The following is a 17,031-nucleotide window of genomic DNA, read 5'->3' on the forward strand; positions in this document are numbered from 1 at the left end:
TCTCCTCACACGGAACGATGAAGCGTCCCTGGTGAGGCAAGGCTACGCTTACACGGTGCACCCCGACACGATCCAGCGATCCGCCACGCAGGCGCCGCGTCGTCCGTCCCCGCTCACCCGGGCGGTCGTGATTGTCGTGCTCGCACTGGTGACCCTGCTCGCCACGGTTCTGAGCCTGCTGCTCGGCAGCAACCTCATCGATGTCGGGGCCGTGATCGGCGCCCTGCTCGACCCCGCGAACGACCCGGGCGCCGTGGTGTGGGGTTCGCGCGTGCCGCGCACCGTGCTCGGACTCATGGTGGGGTTCTGCCTCGGCATCGCGGGCGCCGTGATGCAGGGTCAGACCCGCAACCCGCTCGCCGACCCCGGCATCTTCGGCGTCTCAGCCGGGGCGAGCCTCGCCGTGGTGATCGGCGTCTACGTGCTCGGCACCAGCTCGGTCATCACCACGCTCTTGCTCGCGCTCGCGGGCGCGCTCGTGGCGAGCGTCGTCGTATTCGGCGTGGCCGCGCTCGGCCGCGGGCTCACCAGCCCGGTGCCGCTCGCCATCGCGGGCACGGCGGTGACGGCACTGCTCGTGGCCATCACCTCGTACCTCGTACTCTCCGACGAGACCACCCTCGCGGCCTACCGCATCTGGGTGGTGGGGTCGCTCTCGGGCCGCACGCTCGACGGCGCGGGCGCGGCGGCGCTGTTCGCCCTCGCCGGGCTCGTGTTCGCGGTGGCCAACGTGCGCTCGCTCAACAGCCTCGCGCTCGGCACCGAGCTCGCGCACGGCCTCGGCGAGAACCTCGTGCGCGCCCGCATCGTGGGGCTGCTCGCCATCACGCTGCTCACGGCGAGCGCGGTGGCCATCACCGGCCCCATCGGCTTCATCGGCCTCACGGCACCCCACATCGCCCGGCGGTTCGTCGGCGGCGACCATCAGTGGCTGCTACCCGCATCCGGTCTCATCGGGGCCGCGCTGCTGCTGCTGTGCGACGTGATCGGGCGGATGATCGGCGGCAACGCCGAGGTGCCCGTGGGCGTGGTGCTCGCCGTCGTGGGCGGCATCGCGTTCATCGTGATCGTGCGGCGCGGAAAGGTGGCGACGCTGTGATCGACCGCAGACTCTGGCGTGGACGCGTCGTCATCGTCACCCTCGCGTGCCTCGTCGCCGCCGTGCTGGTGGGGCTCATCGGCATCGTGGTGGGATCCTCCTCGCTCACCATCCCCGACGTGGTGGTCACCCTGTTCGGCGGCGGCACCGGCAGCCAGGAGCTCGTGGTGTTCGAGCTGCGCATGCCCCGCGTTCTGGGCGGCCTGCTCGTCGGGGCCGCGCTGGGGCTCGCCGGGGCGCTCACGCAGACGTTCGCGCGCAACCCGCTCGCCACCCCCGACATCCTCGGTGTCACCTCGGGCGCCGCCCTTGGTGCGGTCGCCGCGATCGTGCTGGGTGGCGGAAGCTACGCGGTGGGCGCGGGGCTGCTCAGCCTGGGGCTGCCCGTCGTGGCGGCGCTCGGTGCCATCGGCACAGCGGTCATCGTCTACGGGCTAGCCTGGCGCGGCGGGGTGGACAGCTACCGCCTCATCCTCATCGGCATCGGTGCCACGGCCGCCCTCATGGGTGTGACCAACTACCTCATCGCGCGGGCGCAGATCACCGAGGCCCAGGCGGCGTCGCAGTGGCTCGTGGGCAGCCTCTCGGGCATCTCGTGGGCGAGCGTGTGGCCCGTGCTGATCGCGCTCGTCGTGCTCGTGCCGGTCGCGCTGCTGCAGTCGTCGCGGCTCGACCTGGGGCTCCTCGGCGACGAGATGGCGACGGGTCTCGGCATGGCCGTGCAGCGGCACAAGCTGCTCGTGATCGCCTGCGCAGTGCTGCTCACCGCGGCGGCGGTGTCGGCGAGCGGTCCGATCGAGTTCGTGGCGTTCGTGGCTCCGCAGATCGCGCTGCGGCTGGCCGGGTCGGGGCGTCCCCCGCTGGTGGCCTCGGCGCTGATGGGCGCACTCATCGTGGCCGGCGGCGACGCGTTCGCCCGCGCCGTGCTGCCCGACGAGACGCCCGTCGGCATCGTCACCGCCGTCATCGGCGCCCCCTACCTCATCTGGCTTCTCACCCGCCGCAAGCACCGGGAGTCCCTGACATGACCTCTGCATCCGCATCCGCGCCCTCCGCATCCGCACCCGCCGCCGCGGTGCCCTCATCCGCGCCACCCGCCCTCGAGGCGCGCGGACTCACCATCGGCTACGACCGCGTCCCCATCTTCGAGAACCTCGACCTCACCATCGCCCAGGGCGAGGTGACCACGCTCATCGGGGCGAACGGATGCGGCAAGTCGACGCTGCTCAAGGCCTTCGGGCGACTGCTCCCGCCCACCGAGGGGTCGGTGTCGCTCGAGGGGGTGCCGGTGCGATCGATGTCGGCGAAGGCGGTGGCCAAGCGGCTCGCGATCCTGCCCCAGAAGCCGCTCACGCCCTCCGCCACCACCGTGCGCGACCTGGTCTCGCGCGGGCGCCACCCGCACCAGAGCCTGTTCCGGCCGTGGACGGCGGAGGACTCCCGCATCACCGACGCGGCCCTCGCCGCCACCGGCATCGCCGAGCTCGCCGATCGCGACGCGGGCGAACTCTCGGGAGGGCAGCTGCAGCGCGCCTGGATCGCGCTCGTGCTCGCGCAGGAGGCCCCCATCATCCTGCTCGACGAGCCCACGACCTTCCTCGACCTCAGTCACCAGCTCGACGTGCTGCGGCTCGTGCGCTCGATCAACCGCGAGCGGGGGGCCACCGTGGTGATGGTACTGCACGACCTCACGCTCGCGGGGCGCTACTCCGACCGGCTCGTGGTGGTCGGCGGTGGACGCGTGATCGCGGACGGCAGCCCGTGGGAGGTACTCACGCCCGAGGTGCTGCGCGAGGCGTTCGCGCTCGAGGCGCAGGTGATCGCCGACCCCGCCACGGGCACGCCGTTGATCGTTCCCGCAGCCGATATCGTTTCGTGATTTAGGATCGGCTAACCTAACAAGCGTGAAAAACCTTGCCACCCAGAACTCCCGCACCGCGCTGAAGCGTTCAGCCCTGCTCGTGGTGCCCGCCCTCACCCTCGCCGCGCTGGCCGGCTGCTCCTCCTCCGACACCGGAGCCGCGTCGACCGCCGCCGGCGAGTGGAGCTACACCGATGCCACGGGCACTACCGTCACGCTCGACCACACCCCCGAGCGCATCGCGAGCTACACCGACTACGCCGTCGGGCTCATGAGCTACGGCATCGACCCCGTCGCCATCTTCGGCCGATTCGACGTGGCCAGCGACACCCGCTTCGACGAGTTCGACATCACCGACACCGCCGTCGTGGGCAACAGCTACGGCGAGATCGACCTCGAGGCCCTCGCCGAGGCCGCACCCGACCTCATCGTCACCGGCATCTACCCCACCGACCGCGAGGGCACGCTCGACACCGAGGGCGCCTACTACGGCGTCGCCGACGTGGAGCAGCAGGAGCAGCTCGAGAAGATCGCGCCCGTCGTGGCGATCGAGGTGGGCGGCCGCGGCCTCGACGTGATCGAGAGCCTCACCGCGCTGGCCGAAGACCTCGGGGCCGACGCCTCCACGGTGGCCGCAGCGAAGGCGGAGTTCGACGCCGCCGCGGCCGACCTCACGGCCGCCGGCGAGGAGAGCGACGTCGAGGTGACCCAGATGTACGCCGACGCCGACGGCATCTACGTGGTGAAGCCGCAGGACGAGCCGGAGACCCAGCTCTACAGCGAGCTCGGCGTGACCTTCACCGACCTCAACCCCGACACCGACTACTACTGGGACATCTACAGCTGGGAGAACGCCGCCCAGATGATGACCGGCGACGTGCTGCTGGTGAACAACGAGGGCTTCCAGGAGGCCGACCTGCTCGCGCAGCCCACCTTCGCCTCGCACCCCGCCCTGGCCGCCGGCCAGGTGCACGACGGCTGGGTCGGCGCCGCCCTCGACTACCACTCGCAGGCCGCCCACATGGAAGAGCTCGCCACCATCCTCCGCGACTCCAAGAAGCTCGGCTGACCTGAGCTGACCCACCACCGGGCCCTGCGCCCCGCCCGAGAGCCCCGTCCCGCACCCACCGCGCGCGCCGGGGCTCTCCCGTTCCACCCCCCCCGCACCGACCATGGCACCCCGCACCACCCGCACGCGCCCGCGGGCGAGCGGCGCCGGGGGGTCAGCGGCGGCGGGTGTAGGCGTGCCAGAGGAGCTTGGCGTGCTCGCGCTTGGCGCGGCCGACGGCGGCGTCGTCGCCGCGGAGGGCAGCACCCCACTCGGCGGCACGGCTGCCGAGCGCCCGCAGCACGAGCGCGAGGTCGGCGTGACGCGCGGGCGGCACCGCGGCCTCGGCCGACGGCATGCGCCCGCGTCGGGCCAGGGTGCCGCGCACGTGCCCGAGCGTGAGCTCGGCCACCCCGAGGGCGTGCCCGTTGATGATGGAGTGCGCCGCCTCCTCGATCTCCCACCGCCGTGACCGCTCCGCACCCACCGCCGCCACGAGCCGCGAGTGGAACCGCCGCGGCGAGGTGCGATCGAACTCGCCCCGGATGAACAGCACCGACGCCCGCACTCCCCCGATCCGCGCGACGATCGGGTAGCTCAGCAGATGCGGCAGCACCGTCAAGAAGTACGCCACCCCACACAGTATGTAGGCCGACAGCGCCGTGAGCACCAGGTGCACCGACTCGTGCACCCCCGCCTGCGCGAACCGCACCGCCTGCACCGGCGCCGCCCGCTCGGCATCGTTCACCACGGGGCTCACGAGCACCGCGTGGGCGAGTTCGGGATGCGCGGCCAGCACCTCGGTGACCACCTGCGTGCCCATGGAGTGGCCGAGCAGCACGGGGTTCTCGAGCTCGTAGCGATCGAGCACGTGCGACACCTGGCGGGCGAAGAACGCCGCCGTCGGCTGCTCGTTGCCTCGAGGGCGCGGCATGCCCGCGAAGCCGGGCAGGTCGAGCGCGTACACCGTGCCATGCCTGGCCAAGGCGGGAGCGAGGAACTCGAAGTACGTCGCCGCCACCCCCACGCCGGCCACGAGCACGAAACTCCGCTCGGACTGCACACCCTCGACCGACACGATGGTCACCCGGGTGCAGGCCCCGTCGAGCTCGACCCGCTCGACCGTGAGGTCGATGGGCGCCTCGTCGACGTCGCCCGAGTCGAGCGCGCCGGTCTCGCCGCCGCCGTCTCCCGCCTCGCCCATCACCCCAGCATGCCAGGTCAGCGGGCGCGCGAACTCCGCATCGCCTTCGTGACCGCGACGACCCCTCCCGCCGGCCCGGCACCCGCCGCGAACGCCTCGTACTCGGGCGTTCCGATCGGCACCAGCGCTACCCGGCTCTCGGAATCGGCGTGCACGCCCCACCCGTAGCGCTTGCCGAGGTCGCTCGACCGCAGGCACGGCTGCCCCTTCGAGAAGAACTCCTGCCGAGCCGCCGCGCCCTCGGCCGAAGCCGCGTCGATCCCCCGCCGCTCCGCCCACACCCCGAACACCACGTCGTCGGAGGTGTAGCGATACGGATGCTCGGCGATCATGCGGTAGGTGAGCTCGGCGACGCTCGGCGTGGCCCGCGCGGGCGGCACCACCGCCCCGGGCGCCGTGCTGTCGTCGGCCACCGCGATGAACGTGTCCACGTAGTTCGTCGTGTGCATGCCCCCATGCTGCCCCTGACCCCCGACATCCACCAGCGCCATATCCACCAGCGCCACATCCACCACCGCCGCATCCGCCACCCCTGCCTCCACCGGCGAGTGGTGCGCCGCAGCCGGTGCAGGGCCAGGCTCGACAGCACACGCCCGCCGGCAGGCCGGCCTGGACGAGAGGAATTCAGCATGGAACGGAACGGCCACTCCCCCGAGGAGCCCACCGAGGTGGACCGCGACGACTTCGAGTCCAAGCGCCACGATCAGCTCACGGCGGCCCCGAAATCGACGGAGGACGACGCCGAGCCGCGGATCGACGTCACCAGCACGGACCACGGCACGACCCGCATCGACGTGCGCGACGACGCCGAGGTGCGTCCCGGCGGTGATCGCACGTCACACTGAGGCGTCACCGGGGCCGTCGCACCGGCCACCGGCGCGGCACCTCCCGGTCCGCCGGAGCACGCCTCGGCCCCGCGCATCCTCAGGCCGTCAGCCGGTACGCCTTCATCTTGCGGTACACCGTCGCCCGCGACAGCCCCAGGATCTCGGCCGCCTTCGACCGGTTGCCGTCGGCCTCGTGCAGCGCCTTCCTGATCGCCTCGAGCTCCACCCGCTCGATCATCGACAGCGCCCGCGAGCCCTGCATCGAGTCGGGCAGGTCGGAGGGCAGCACCGCACCCCGCTTGCCGGTGAGCGAGAGCTGCTCCAGCACGCCCCGCAGCTCTTTGAGGTTGCCGGGCCAGCCGTACGCTTGAAGTGCATCCAGGGCGTCGGCCCGCAGCTCGAGCCCGGCGCCGTGCGCCACCTGCTCGGCGAACACATGCCAGAGAGCCGGGATGTCGGCCGACCGTTCACGCAGCGGCGGCACCCACAGCGAACTCATGCCGAGCCGCGAGGCCATCGCCTCGGCCTCCTCGGGCGACGTCGCGGCGAGCGTGAGCAGCACCGGCCCGCGCCCTGTACTCGACTCCACGAGCGAGCGCACGCCGTCGAGCGTGTGGGCGTCGAGGGTCTCGATGCCGCGCACGATCACGGGCGCCGAGGCGCCGAGCTTCTCTGCGAGCCGCTGCAGCCACTTGCGACTGCCGGTGACGTGCCGTTCGGCGGCGTCGGTGACGAGCCCCTGGGCGACGGGCGTGCCCGGCCTGAACGGCAGCCCCAGCGCGAGCGAGGTGCGCCCCGTGCCCGACTCCCCCGCGATCACGAGCGGCCGCCGCGCCTCGCGATGCCGGGCCACCTGGTGCACCACCTGCAGCCACTCGGGCGAGCGCCCCACGAGCTGCGGCCGGGCGGGCCCGATGCTCGTGGTCGCCGTGCGCCGGTCGCGCTCCAGCACCACGATCACGCCGGCGCCCTGCTCGAGCGCGTTCACCTGCAGCTCGGCGGTGCCGGTGGACAGCTCGAGCGCGAGCCGCCCAGAGTGCCGCTCCGAGGCACAGTGCTGCTGGATGAGGTTGAGGTCGGCCACCGTGAGCCGCCCCGCCTTCTGGCTCTGCATCACGAGCCCCTGCGGCCCGAAGGCGAGCACCGGCCCGGTGTGGGCGCGCACCGTCTCGAGGAAGGTGGTGAACATCATGCGCGCCGCCGGCTGCTCCACGTCGAGCACCTGCTGCTCGAGCTGCATCGTCACCGAGGTGATGAGCGGCTTCAGCAGCCCGCTGCGCTCGGAGAGGTCGCTCGAGATGGTGACCACCGCGAGCAGCTTGCCGGTGACCGGGTGCCGCACGGGCGACCCGGTGCACACCGCCTGGCTGTAGAAGTCGGCGAAGTGCTCCACACCCGAGATCTGCACGCTGCGCCCCGTGGCCGCCACGGTGCCCACGCCGTTCGTGCCCACCACGTCTTCGGCGAGCACGGCGCCGCGCACCGTGCCGAGGCGGTCGAGGTGGTCGAGCGCGTTGTGGTCGTGCGACCAGCGCTGCAGGATGCGCCCCTGCGAGTCGGCGAGCAGCAGGCCCATGCCGGTGCCGTCGAGATCGTCGGAGACCCGCGCCAGCGGCGCCTGGAACATGTCCAGGATGTGCGCGTCGAGCAGGTCGTCGTCGACCCGCGGCACGTCGCGGATGTTGGCGGGCACGCCGATGGCGTCTTTGGAGCGCTGCCACGATTTCAGCAGTTCGGGATTGAGCGTCTTGGTGAGCGCATCCGCGGCGAGGAAGTCGTCTTTGACCTTCTGCACGCGATGCGCGTCGAACGGGATTGGCACGATGAACTCCTGTGTTCCGAACCGTGACGTCATCATCCCGGCTCCTCTGGGGCAGGTCAAGTCACGATCAGATAGCGATGGCCTCGGTCTGGCTCGGCTGGCCGCTGTGGCCCAACCGCTTGGTGTACTCCAGCACGGCGAGCTCGCCGGCCAGCTGGATGTGGTGCTCCGACGCCTGCCGCGCGGCGAACGGGTCCCGGGTGACGGCGAGCTCGTGCACGATCTGGCGCAGCTCCTCCATCGAGATCGCCACGCGGCGCTCGTCGACGAACGCGTAGCGGCGGAACAGCCCGATGCGCGTGTGCACGCCACGCAGCTGGCTCTCGAGCACGGGGTTTCCCGCCCCCTCGAGCAGCAGCCGGTAGAACTCCTCCTTGCTCTCCTCCCGGCTCTCGACCGTGCCCCGCAGGTAGCGGTGCTCCATCGAGTCGATCAGGATGCGCATCCTGGCCGCCTGGTCGTCGCTCGCCTCGCGCGCGAAGAGCTCGGCGGCGAGCCCCTCGAGCGCCCGCCGCACCTCGTAGAGCGACTCGATGTCGTGCCTCGTGAGCACGGTGACGATGGGGCCGCGGCCCGGCAGCATGGTGATGAGGCTCTCGGTCTCGAGCTGGCGCAGCGCCTCGCGCACGACCGTTCGCGACACCCCGTAGCTCTCGCAGAGCGTGTTCTCGAGCAGGCGGTCGCCGGGGGCGAGCACGCCCTCGAGGATGTCCTCACGCAGCTGCAGCACCACCTGCTGGCGGAGCGGAGCGGCGTGGCGCTCGATCTTGACGGCGGGCATCCGATCCTCCTCGATCTCAATCTGACACACTCGGCCCGAGCGGCCGTGCTGGGATCTTATCGTAATACGAGATTATTACCGGAAGGACAGATCGATGACGATCCTCACCGACACCCTCGGCACGGAGCCCGCCGACCGGGTCGCGCTCCGCGACCACACCGTCGCCGTGGGCCTCTACCTCGGCGGCGCGTGGCGCCCCGTGGCCGAGGGCCCCACCTTCGAGGTGGTCAACCCGTCCACCGGCCAGGTCATCGCGCGCGTCGCCGACGGCAGTGCGGCAGACGCGCTCGCTGCGCTCGACGCGGCCGCCGCCGCCCAGGAGGCCTGGCGCGACGTGCCGCCCCGCGAGCGCGCCAACCTCTTCCACGCCGCCCATCGCATCCTGCTCGACCGCGCCGACGCGATCGTCGAGACCATGACCCTCGAGAGCGGCAAGCCCCTCGCCGAGGCCCGCGGCGAGTTCCAGCTCTCGGCCGACTTCTTCCTCTGGTACGCCGAGCAGATCGCACACCTGCACGGCACCTACGCCGAGGGCTCGCGCGGCGGCTACCGCATCGTCACCACGCACCAGCCCGTGGGGCCGTCACTGCTCATCACGCCCTGGAACTTCCCGCTGCTCATGATCGCCCGCAAGGCCGGTGCCGCCCTCGGCGCCGGGTGCACGGTGGTGGTGAAGTCGGCCAAGGAGACCCCGCTCACCTGCGCGCTGTTCGTCGAGGTTCTGCACGACGCGGGTTTCCCGCCCGGCGTGGTGAACCTCGTGCACACCACGCACTCGGCCGAGGTGTCGGCGGCGGTGATGGCGGATGCGCGGCTGCGCAAGGTGAGCTTCACCGGCTCGACCGGGGTCGGCTCGACGCTGCTGAAGCAGGCCGCGCCCGGCATCGTGAACGCCTCGATGGAGCTCGGCGGCGACGGGCCGTTCGTGGTGCTCGACGACGCCGACGTGGAGCTCGCGGCGCGGCAGGCGATCGTGTGCAAGTTCCGCAACGCCGGGCAGGCCTGCGTGGCCGCCAACCGCATCATCGTGCACGAGGCGGTGGCCGACGAGTTCACCCGCCGCTTCGTGGAGCTCACCCGGGCACTCACCGTCGGCGACGGGTTCGCCCCCGGCGTCGACGTGGGCCCCATCATCTCGGCGAAGCAGCGCGACGGGGTCGCCCGGCTCGTGGCCGCGCTCGGCGAGATCGACTCCGAGCTGCTCACCGGCGGGTCGCCCGTCGAGGGCGAGGGCTTCTTCTTCGAGCCGACCGTCTTCAAGGTCAACGACCGCGACAACGACGTGTGCAACCAGGAGCTGTTCGCCCCCATCGCCACCATCTACACGGTCGGCTCGACCGCGGAGGCCGTCCGGGTGGCCAACGACACCAGCTACGGCCTGGCCGCCTACGTGTTCACGCAGAACCTCTCGCGGGCCATCGCTGTGAGCGAGAGACTCGACTCGGGCATGGTCGGCATCAACCGCGGCATCATGGCCGACCCCGCCGCCGCCTTCGGGGGCGTGAAGTCGTCGGGGCTCGGCCGCGAGGGCGGACACGACGCCATCTACGAGTTCCTCGAACCCAAATACCTCGCCATCACCGTCGATGAGAGCACCGGACTGGAGTAGGACCATGAGCATCACCACCCCCGCGGGCGCGCCCGCATCCGCCGCGGCCACCGCATCCGCCACCGCCGCTCCCTCGACGCCGGCCACCGCATCCGTCGCCCGCCTGGGCATCCTGCGTCAGCCCAAGACCGTGCTGTTCGGCCCCGGCCAGCGCCACCAGCTGCCGCACCTCGTGTCGGCGATCGCCGAGCACCTGCTCGTCACGACGGATGCGCGCATGGCCACCACGCCCGAGTTCCTCGAGGTGGTCGAGGGCATCCGCGCCGCCGGCGTCGAGGTGTCGATCTACGCCGAGGCGGAGCCCGACCTGCCGCGCGAAGACGTGGTGGCCGTGGTCGAGCGTTTCGGGCACACCGAGATCGACGCCATCCTCGGCATCGGCGGCGGCTCGTGCATGGACCTCGCGAAGGTCGTGTCGATCGTGCTCGCGAACGGCGGCGACGTGCGCGACTACTACGGCGAGTTCCTCGTGCCGGCGCCCGGTGTGCCGGTCATCACCGTGCCCACCACGGGCGGCACGGGGGCCGAGGTCACCTGCATCTCGGTGGTGTTCGACAAGGAGAAGGGGATGAAGATCGGTGTGGCGAGCCCCTTCCTCGAGGCCCACACCGCGGTCATCGACCCCGAGCTCACGCTGAGCTGCCCGCCCGGGCTCACCGCGGCCACCGGAGCAGACGCGCTCTCACACCTGGTGGAGTCGTTCACCGACCGGGTGAAGACCCCCACGCCCGACGAGATCGCGTCGAAGCTCTACATCGGCAAGAACCCGCTCACCGACATCTACTGCCGCAACGGCCTCGCCCTGCTCGGGCAGTCGCTCGAGGTGCTCGCGACCTCGCCGCGCGACCTCGAGGCCCGCTCTGCCGTCATGCTCGCCGCCTACAACGCCGGCATGGCCATCAACACCGCGGGCACGGCGGCGGCGCACGCCATCCAGGGCGCGATCGGCAACCTCACCCACACGCCGCACGGCTTCGGCATCAGCGCGCTGCTGCCGTCGGTGATGCGGTTCAACCTGCCCGAGCGGGTGGCCGAGTTCGCCGAGATCGGGCGGCTGCTGGGCGCGGTGACGCCGGATGGGCGGGATGCGACGGGCGGGCGGGATGCGGCGGGCGGGTCGGGCTCGGCCGGTGGGGCAGGCGGGGCAGGCGGGCCGGGCTCGACCGGCGCGGCCGTCGGGTTGGACGCGCCGCTGTCGCAGATCGAGCAGGCGCACGCGGGAATCACGCGGGTGGAGGAGATCCTCGCAGCACTCGGTGCCCCGCTCGACCTCGAGACCCTCGGACTCTCGCGCGACGACTTCGGCTTCGTCGCCGACCAGGCCCTGCTCGCCACCCGCCTCACCGCCAACAACCCCCGCGAGCTCACCCGCGAGGCCGTGCTCACCATCCTCGAGCACGCCTACACCGCCGACCGCACCTGGTGGTCGGAGTGACCCCGCCCCCACCTGCCGCGCCGACGTCGTCGGTGCCCGACGCCGACGCGGGCGACACGGTGGGGGTGCTCGGGGCGGGGTCGATCGGGGTGGCGTTCGCCGTGCTGTTCGCGCGGGCGGGGATGCGGGTGCGGGTGTGGGACGCGTTCCCCGAGGTGTTCGAGCGTGCCGCCGCCGACCTCGGCGACCGGCTCGCGCTGCTCGACCGGCACGGGATGCTCGGCGGCGCGCCCGCATCCGTCGCCGCTCGCGTCACGTTCCACGCCGACCTCGCCGACGCGCTCGACGGAGCAGCCCTCGTGCAGGAGTGCGCCCCCGAACGCGTCGACCTCAAACGCGAACTCTTCGCCCGCGTGCTCGAGTCAGCCCCCGCCGACGCCGTGCTCGCGAGCTCGAGCTCCGCCCTCACCCCGAGCACGATCGCGGGTCTCCCCACCGGAGCCATGCCCACCCCCAGCACCGTCGCCACCGCCGAAGCTACCCCCACCACCGCGGGTGCCGTCGGCGAGCTCGCGCGCCGCCTGATCGTGGGGCACCCGGGCAACCCGCCGTACCTGCTGCCCGTGATCGAGGTCGTGCCCTCGCCCGCGACCGACCCTGATGTCGTCGACCGCGCATCCGCGCTTTACCGTCGCGCCGGACTGCGGCCGGTGCTGGTGCGGCGCGAAGTTGAGGGGTTCCTGTTCAACCGGCTGCAGGGCGCGGTGCTCCGCGAGGCGTACGCACTCGTGCGCGACGGGGTGGCGTCGGTGGAGGACATCGACGAGGTGGTGCGCTCGGGCCTCGGCCGCCGGTGGGCCTTCATCGGGCCGTTCGAGACCGTCGACCTCAACACCCGCGGCGGGGTCGAGTCGCACGCCGCGAAGATGGGCCCCGCCTACGAGCGGATGGGCGCCGAGCGCGGCCAGCACGACCCGTGGACCCCCGAGCTTGTCGCCGAGGTCGCCGCCCAGCGCCGAGAGGCTCTTCCACTCGACGAGTGGGATGCGCGCGTGCGCTGGCGAGACGAGACCCTGCTGCGGGTGACGGCGGCGCTGCCGGGGTGAGCTCCGCCCGGCGGAGGATCCTCCCAGCCTCGCGGGCCACACTCACGCTCATGGATCTCGTGTTCGTCGCCGCCGCGATGGTGGGTGCGGTGCTCCTCGCGGTCATCGGCATCCCGCGGATGATGCGCTCCGAACGCACCCGCCAGCGCTCCGAATTCGAGGCGGGCGAGCGCGGGGTCGCCGGCTTCGGCGTGGTCGACGAGCTGTTCAACCCCTCCGCACGCAACGCGGTGTTCGAGCGCCAGGCGCAGCTCGAGCTGCCCGCACCCGCTCCGGCGCCGGGCGATCCGCCGCTCGAGAGCGGCCGCATCCGCATCACCCTTCCGCCCGAGTGACCCGCGCCCTCCCCCTCAGGGATGCCCGCTGTTCGTTTCGCCACGCCTGCGCCACACCGGTCCGCATAGGGGCTCGGATGAGCGCAGGCGTGGCGTTCCGCTGTTGGGCCGGGGTGGTAGACGGCCGTGAGCGGGCGGGCGGGCTGGTCAGCGCACGAGATCGAGCTCGGTGGAGATGGCGGTGGCGGCGGCCAGGAGCGGGGGCACGAAGTCGCCGGTGAGGCGTTCGAGCGGGGTGGTCGCCGCGGCGGTCGACACGTTGATCGCGGCCACCACCCGGCCGCCACGGCGCACCGGGGCCGCGAGCGAGCGCAGGCCGTTCTCGAGCTCCTGGTCGACGAGGGCCCAGCCCCGCTCGCGGGTGACGGCTATCTCGGTGCGCAGTGCATCGGCATCGGTCACGGTCGCCGCGGTAGGGCCCTGCTCGGGCAGGCCGGCGAGCGCCTCGTCGAGGGCGGCAGGCGGCAGCCCGGCCAGGAGCACGCGACCCATCGAGGTGGCGTAGGCGGGAAAGCGGGTGCCGATGGTGATGGCGACGGTCATGATGCGCCGCGCCGGCACCCGTGCGACGTACACGATGTCGGCGCCGTCGAGCACGGATGCGGAGGTCGACTCGCCGAGGTCGCGCGAGAGCCGCTCGAGGTGGGGCTGGGCGACCTCGGGCAGCGAGAGTCCCGAGAGAAAGCCGTAGCCGAGCTCGAGCACGCGAGGCGTGAGGGCGAACAGCTTGCCGTCGGTGCGCACGTAGCCGAGCTCGACGAGGGTGTGCAGCAGGCGGCGCGAGGTGGCGCGCGTGAGCCCGGACGCCCGCGCGACGTCGCTCAGCGTCTGCTCCCGGCTCTCCGCCGTGAACGCGGTGAGCACCCGCAGCCCGCGCGCGAGCGACTGCACGAACTCCTCACGACCCTCCACACTCACACGCTACCTCCCCGGCCTCGCGCGGCCCGCGCATCCCGCACCTGCTCCGAGCGTCCGCCTCGCGCGTCCCGCACCCGCCCCGCGCAGGCGCGTGCCTTCCGTTCGCTACCGCAAGAATCACGCCGACCGACCGCCCTACAGCAGCGGATGCGCTGATTCCTGCGTCTCTGAACCGCCCGGCGCCGTCGCGCGCATCCGCCCCGCGCATCCGCTCAGCGCTCGAGCACGACCGCGAGGCCCTGCCCCACGCCGATGCAGATCGCCGCAACCGCGACGCCCCCGCCGCGGCGGGCGAGCTCGTGCGCCGCGTGCCCGATGATGCGCCCGCCCGACGCCCCCAGCGGGTGCCCCAGCGCGATCGCCCCGCCGTGGATGTTCACGATCGACGGATCGAGCTCGGGCCACAGCTTCAGGCACGCCAGCGACTGCGACGCGAACGCCTCGTTGAGTTCCACGACGTCGACGTCGGCCCAGGTGCGCCCGGCTCGCGCGAGCGCCCGGTTCGCCGCTTCGACCGGCGCGATGCCGAAAACCTCGGGCGACACGCCCGACACCCCGCGCCCCGCGATGCGCGCGAGGGGCTCACCGCCGAGCGACCCCGCGGCCGACTCCCCCGCGACGAGCACCATCGACGAGCCGTCCGACAGCGGCGACGAGTTGCCCGCCGTCACGCTCCCGCCCACGGTGAACGCCGGCTTCAGCGGCGCCAGCGTCTCGACGGTCGACGACGCGCGGATGCCCTCGTCGCGCACCAGCTCAGACCCGGGCACCACGGTCGTCTCCGCGGAGTACACCCCCGCATCCCACGCCGCCGCAGCGAGCTGGTGCGACCGGGCGGCGAAGGCGTCCTGCTCCTCGCGCGAGATGTCGTAGCGCTCGGCGAGCAGCTCGGCCGAGAGGCCGTTCGAGATGCTCCACTCGTCGGGCATCGCGGGGTTGACGAAGCGCCAGCCGAGGGTGGTCGACGTCATCGTCACGTCGCCCGCACCCCACGGCCGCGCGGCCTTCGGCACCACGTAGGGCGCGCGCGTCATCGACTCGACGCCGCCCGCCACCACGATCGACGCGTCGCCCGCCTCGATCGCCCGCGACGCCTGCACCACCGCTTCGACGCTCGACCCGCACAGCCGGTTCACGGTCGCCCCGGGCACCGAGGTCGGCAGCCCCGCGAGCAGCACCGCCATGCGGGCGACGTCGCGGTTGTCCTCGCCCGACTGGTTCGCCGCACCGAGGATGACGTCGTCGATGACGGCCGGGTCGAGACCGGGTGAACGCTCGAGCAGGGCGCTCAGGGTCGAGGCGGCGAGATCGTCGGGCCGCACCTCGGCGTAGGCCTTGCCGAAACGCGCGAAGGGGGTGCGCACGGCGTCGTACACGTAGCTGGCGGTCATCGGATGCTCCCGGTGGTCGGGCGGGCGTCGTCGCCCTGGGTGGTGGAGGGGGTGGGGGTGACGGATGCGCGGCCCGCGTCGGTCGCGGCGGTTCCGGTGCCGGGCGGGGTGGTGGGCTCGGTGCCACGCGGGGTGACGGGTGCGGTGGCACCGGGCGGGGTACCCGCCGTCGCGTCGGCGAGGTCGAGGCCGATGAGGGCGCGGAGCTCGTCGAGCGTGGTGTCACCGAAAAGCTCGGTGACCGCGAAGCCGGACGGGGTGACGTCGAAGACGGCGCGGTCGGTGTAGACGCGGCTCACGCATCCGACCCCCGTCAGCGGATAGCTGCAGCTCGCGACGAGCTTGGAGGCGCCGTCGCGGGTGAGCAGGTCGGTCATGACGAAGACGTTCTTGGCGCCGATCGCGAGGTCCATGGCGCCGCCGACGGCGGGGATCGCTCCGGGCGCGCCGGTGTGCCAGTTGGCGAGGTCGCCGTGCTCGGACACCTGGAAGGCTCCGAGCACGCACACGTCGAGATGCCCGCCGCGCATCATGCCGAACGAGTCGGCGTGGTGGAAGTAGGCGCTGCCGGGCAGCTCGGTGACGGGCTGCTTGCCCGCGTTGAGGAGGTCGGGGTCGTCGAGGCCCGATGCCGGCGCGGGGCCCATGCCGAGCATCCCGTTCTCGGTGTGCAGGATGATCTCGAGCCCCTCGGGCAGCGCGTCGGCGATGAGCGTCGGCGCCCCGATGCCGAGGTTCACGATCGACCCTTCGGGGATGTCGCGCGCGATCCGCGCCGCCAGCTCCCGCCGCCCGATGCCTCGCCGCTCCCGCAGGTCCACCCCCGCGGCCGCCGCGGTGCCGCTCGTGGCGCTCATGCCGCCGCCCCCGCATCCCGTGTCCCCGCATCCCGCGCCGCAGTCCCTGGGGCCGATGCCGCACCCGCGGCCGCCCCCGCCGCACCGGACACCCCCACGAACGCGCCGTTGCGCATCCACGCCCGCTCCCCCACCGCGACCACGCGATCGACGAACAACCCGGGCGTCACCACGGCCTCCGGATCGAGCGCTCCCAGCTCCACGACCTCGTCGACCTGCACCACCGTGGTGCGCGCCGCCGCCGCCATGATGGGGCCGAAGTTGCGCGCCGTCTTGCGGTACACGAGGTTGCCCCAGCGGTCGGCCTTGAACGCCGACACCAGCGCCCAATCGGCGCGGATGGGGTACTCGAGAATGTAGTCGCGCCCCTCGATGGTGCGGGTCTCCTTGCCCTCGGCGACCAGGGTGCCGACACCCGTGGGCGTGTAGAACGCGCCGATGCCCGCCCCGGCGGCCCGGATGCGCTCGGCCAGGTTGCCCTGCGGCACGAGTTCGAGCTCGATCTCGCCTGCGCGGTACGTGGCGTCGAACACGTACGAGTCGCTCTGCCGCGGGAACGAGCACACGATCTTGCGCACCCGGCCCGACCCCACCAGCGCTGCCAGGCCGAGATCGCCGTTGCCCGCGTTGTTGCTCACCACCGTGAGGTCGCCGGCGCCCTGCGCGATGAGGGCGTCGATGAGCTCGACGGGCTGCCCCGCCCGGCCGAAGCCGCCGATCATGACAGTCGACCCGTCTTCGATGCCGGCCACCGCCTCCTCGAGCCCGGGTCTCACCTTCGAGATCACCTCGCCACCT

General features: G+C 72.5%; 16 protein-coding genes and 1 pseudogene. 9 read left to right on the forward strand and 8 right to left on the reverse strand.

Annotated elements, in window-relative coordinates; genetic code table 11:
* Window positions 1-55 precede the first annotated feature (55 nt).
* Genes N1031_RS05615 through N1031_RS05630 form a run of 4 tightly spaced genes read left to right on the forward strand, consistent with a single transcriptional unit; the run spans window position 56 to window position 4,029 of the window.
* Complete coding sequence (locus N1031_RS05615; RefSeq protein ID WP_259478623.1) at window positions 56-1,099, forward strand: FecCD family ABC transporter permease; 1,044 nt, start codon at window positions 56-58, stop codon at window positions 1,097-1,099.
* Window positions 1,096-2,127: a FecCD family ABC transporter permease gene (locus N1031_RS05620; protein WP_259478624.1), complete on the forward strand. Its 1,032-nt coding sequence runs from the start codon at window positions 1,096-1,098 to the stop codon at window positions 2,125-2,127. The genes N1031_RS05615 and N1031_RS05620 overlap by 4 nt, the downstream gene beginning before the upstream one ends.
* Window positions 2,124-2,978, forward strand: coding sequence for an ABC transporter ATP-binding protein (locus N1031_RS05625; RefSeq protein WP_259478625.1), 855 nt, complete (start codon window positions 2,124-2,126; stop codon window positions 2,976-2,978). Before N1031_RS05620 ends, N1031_RS05625 begins: the two co-directional genes overlap by 4 nt.
* 25 nt (window positions 2,979-3,003) lie before the next feature.
* Window positions 3,004-4,029 carry an ABC transporter substrate-binding protein gene (locus N1031_RS05630; RefSeq protein ID WP_259478626.1) on the forward strand — a complete coding sequence of 342 codons (1,026 nt, stop codon included), beginning with the start codon at window positions 3,004-3,006 and terminating at the stop codon, window positions 4,027-4,029.
* A 154-nt stretch (window positions 4,030-4,183) separates the two neighbouring features.
* On the opposite strand, the gene N1031_RS05635 is transcribed toward N1031_RS05630, so the two are convergent.
* Both N1031_RS05635 and N1031_RS05640 read right to left on the reverse strand, forming a co-directional pair.
* The gene (locus N1031_RS05635) at window positions 4,184-5,212 is read right to left on the reverse strand and encodes an alpha/beta fold hydrolase (RefSeq protein WP_259478627.1); all 1,029 of its coding nucleotides are present in this window, start codon (window positions 5,210-5,212) and stop codon (window positions 4,184-4,186) included.
* Window positions 5,213-5,229: 17 nt separating this feature from the next.
* On the reverse strand, window positions 5,230-5,661 hold the full coding sequence (locus N1031_RS05640) for a DUF6157 family protein (protein ID WP_259478628.1): 432 nt from the start codon (window positions 5,659-5,661) through the stop codon (window positions 5,230-5,232).
* A gap of 180 nt (window positions 5,662-5,841) precedes the next feature.
* On the opposite strand from N1031_RS05640, the gene N1031_RS05645 reads away from it, so the two are divergent.
* A complete protein-coding gene (locus N1031_RS05645) occupies window positions 5,842-6,057 on the forward strand; it encodes a multidrug transporter (RefSeq protein ID WP_259478629.1) in 216 nt (71 codons plus the stop codon).
* Between the two features lie 79 nt (window positions 6,058-6,136).
* On the opposite strand, the gene N1031_RS05650 is transcribed toward N1031_RS05645, so the two are convergent.
* Window positions 6,137-7,861: a sigma-54-dependent Fis family transcriptional regulator gene (locus N1031_RS05650; protein WP_259478630.1), complete on the reverse strand. Its 1,725-nt coding sequence runs from the start codon at window positions 7,859-7,861 to the stop codon at window positions 6,137-6,139.
* Window positions 7,862-7,928: 67 nt separating this feature from the next.
* Window positions 7,929-8,642 (reverse strand): GntR family transcriptional regulator, encoded by a 714-nt coding sequence (locus tag N1031_RS05655; protein ID WP_259478631.1) that lies wholly within the window; start codon window positions 8,640-8,642, stop codon window positions 7,929-7,931.
* Window positions 8,643-8,736: 94 nt separating this feature from the next.
* Here N1031_RS05655 and N1031_RS05660 point away from each other — a divergent pair, with 94 nt between their 5' ends.
* The 4 genes from N1031_RS05660 to N1031_RS05675 are packed head-to-tail and all read left to right on the forward strand — an operon-like array spanning window position 8,737 to window position 13,067.
* Window positions 8,737-10,251 (forward strand): NAD-dependent succinate-semialdehyde dehydrogenase, encoded by a 1,515-nt coding sequence (locus N1031_RS05660; RefSeq protein ID WP_259478632.1) that lies wholly within the window; start codon window positions 8,737-8,739, stop codon window positions 10,249-10,251.
* Window positions 10,252-10,255: 4 nt separating this feature from the next.
* On the forward strand, window positions 10,256-11,686 hold the full coding sequence (locus N1031_RS05665) for an iron-containing alcohol dehydrogenase (RefSeq protein ID WP_259478633.1): 1,431 nt from the start codon (window positions 10,256-10,258) through the stop codon (window positions 11,684-11,686).
* On the forward strand, window positions 11,674-12,732 hold the full coding sequence (locus tag N1031_RS05670) for a 3-hydroxyacyl-CoA dehydrogenase NAD-binding domain-containing protein (protein ID WP_259478634.1): 1,059 nt from the start codon (window positions 11,674-11,676) through the stop codon (window positions 12,730-12,732). The genes N1031_RS05665 and N1031_RS05670 overlap by 13 nt, the downstream gene beginning before the upstream one ends.
* 50 nt (window positions 12,733-12,782) lie before the next feature.
* A complete protein-coding gene (locus N1031_RS05675; protein ID WP_259478635.1) occupies window positions 12,783-13,067 on the forward strand; it encodes a hypothetical protein in 285 nt (94 codons plus the stop codon).
* 147 nt (window positions 13,068-13,214) lie between these two features.
* Here N1031_RS05675 and N1031_RS05680 read toward each other — a convergent pair whose 3' ends face one another.
* From N1031_RS05680 to N1031_RS05695, 4 genes and pseudogenes are all read right to left on the reverse strand, one after another.
* Window positions 13,215-13,979: an IclR family transcriptional regulator domain-containing protein gene (locus N1031_RS05680; protein ID WP_259478636.1), complete on the reverse strand. Its 765-nt coding sequence runs from the start codon at window positions 13,977-13,979 to the stop codon at window positions 13,215-13,217.
* A 218-nt stretch (window positions 13,980-14,197) separates the two neighbouring features.
* The gene (locus tag N1031_RS05685; RefSeq protein WP_259478637.1) at window positions 14,198-15,376 is read right to left on the reverse strand and encodes a thiolase family protein; all 1,179 of its coding nucleotides are present in this window, start codon (window positions 15,374-15,376) and stop codon (window positions 14,198-14,200) included.
* Window positions 15,377-15,540: 164 nt separating this feature from the next.
* A pseudogene (locus N1031_RS05690) lies at window positions 15,541-16,233 on the reverse strand (3-oxoacid CoA-transferase subunit B); the annotation flags it as partial.
* Complete coding sequence (locus N1031_RS05695) at window positions 16,230-17,018, reverse strand: 3-oxoacid CoA-transferase subunit A (protein WP_259478928.1); 789 nt, start codon at window positions 17,016-17,018, stop codon at window positions 16,230-16,232. The gene N1031_RS05695 and the pseudogene N1031_RS05690, both read right to left, overlap by 4 nt.
* Window positions 17,019-17,031 lie beyond the last annotated feature (13 nt).

Source organism: Herbiconiux moechotypicola, from assembly GCF_024979255.1.
Lineage (GTDB): Bacteria > Actinomycetota > Actinomycetes > Actinomycetales > Microbacteriaceae > Herbiconiux > Herbiconiux moechotypicola.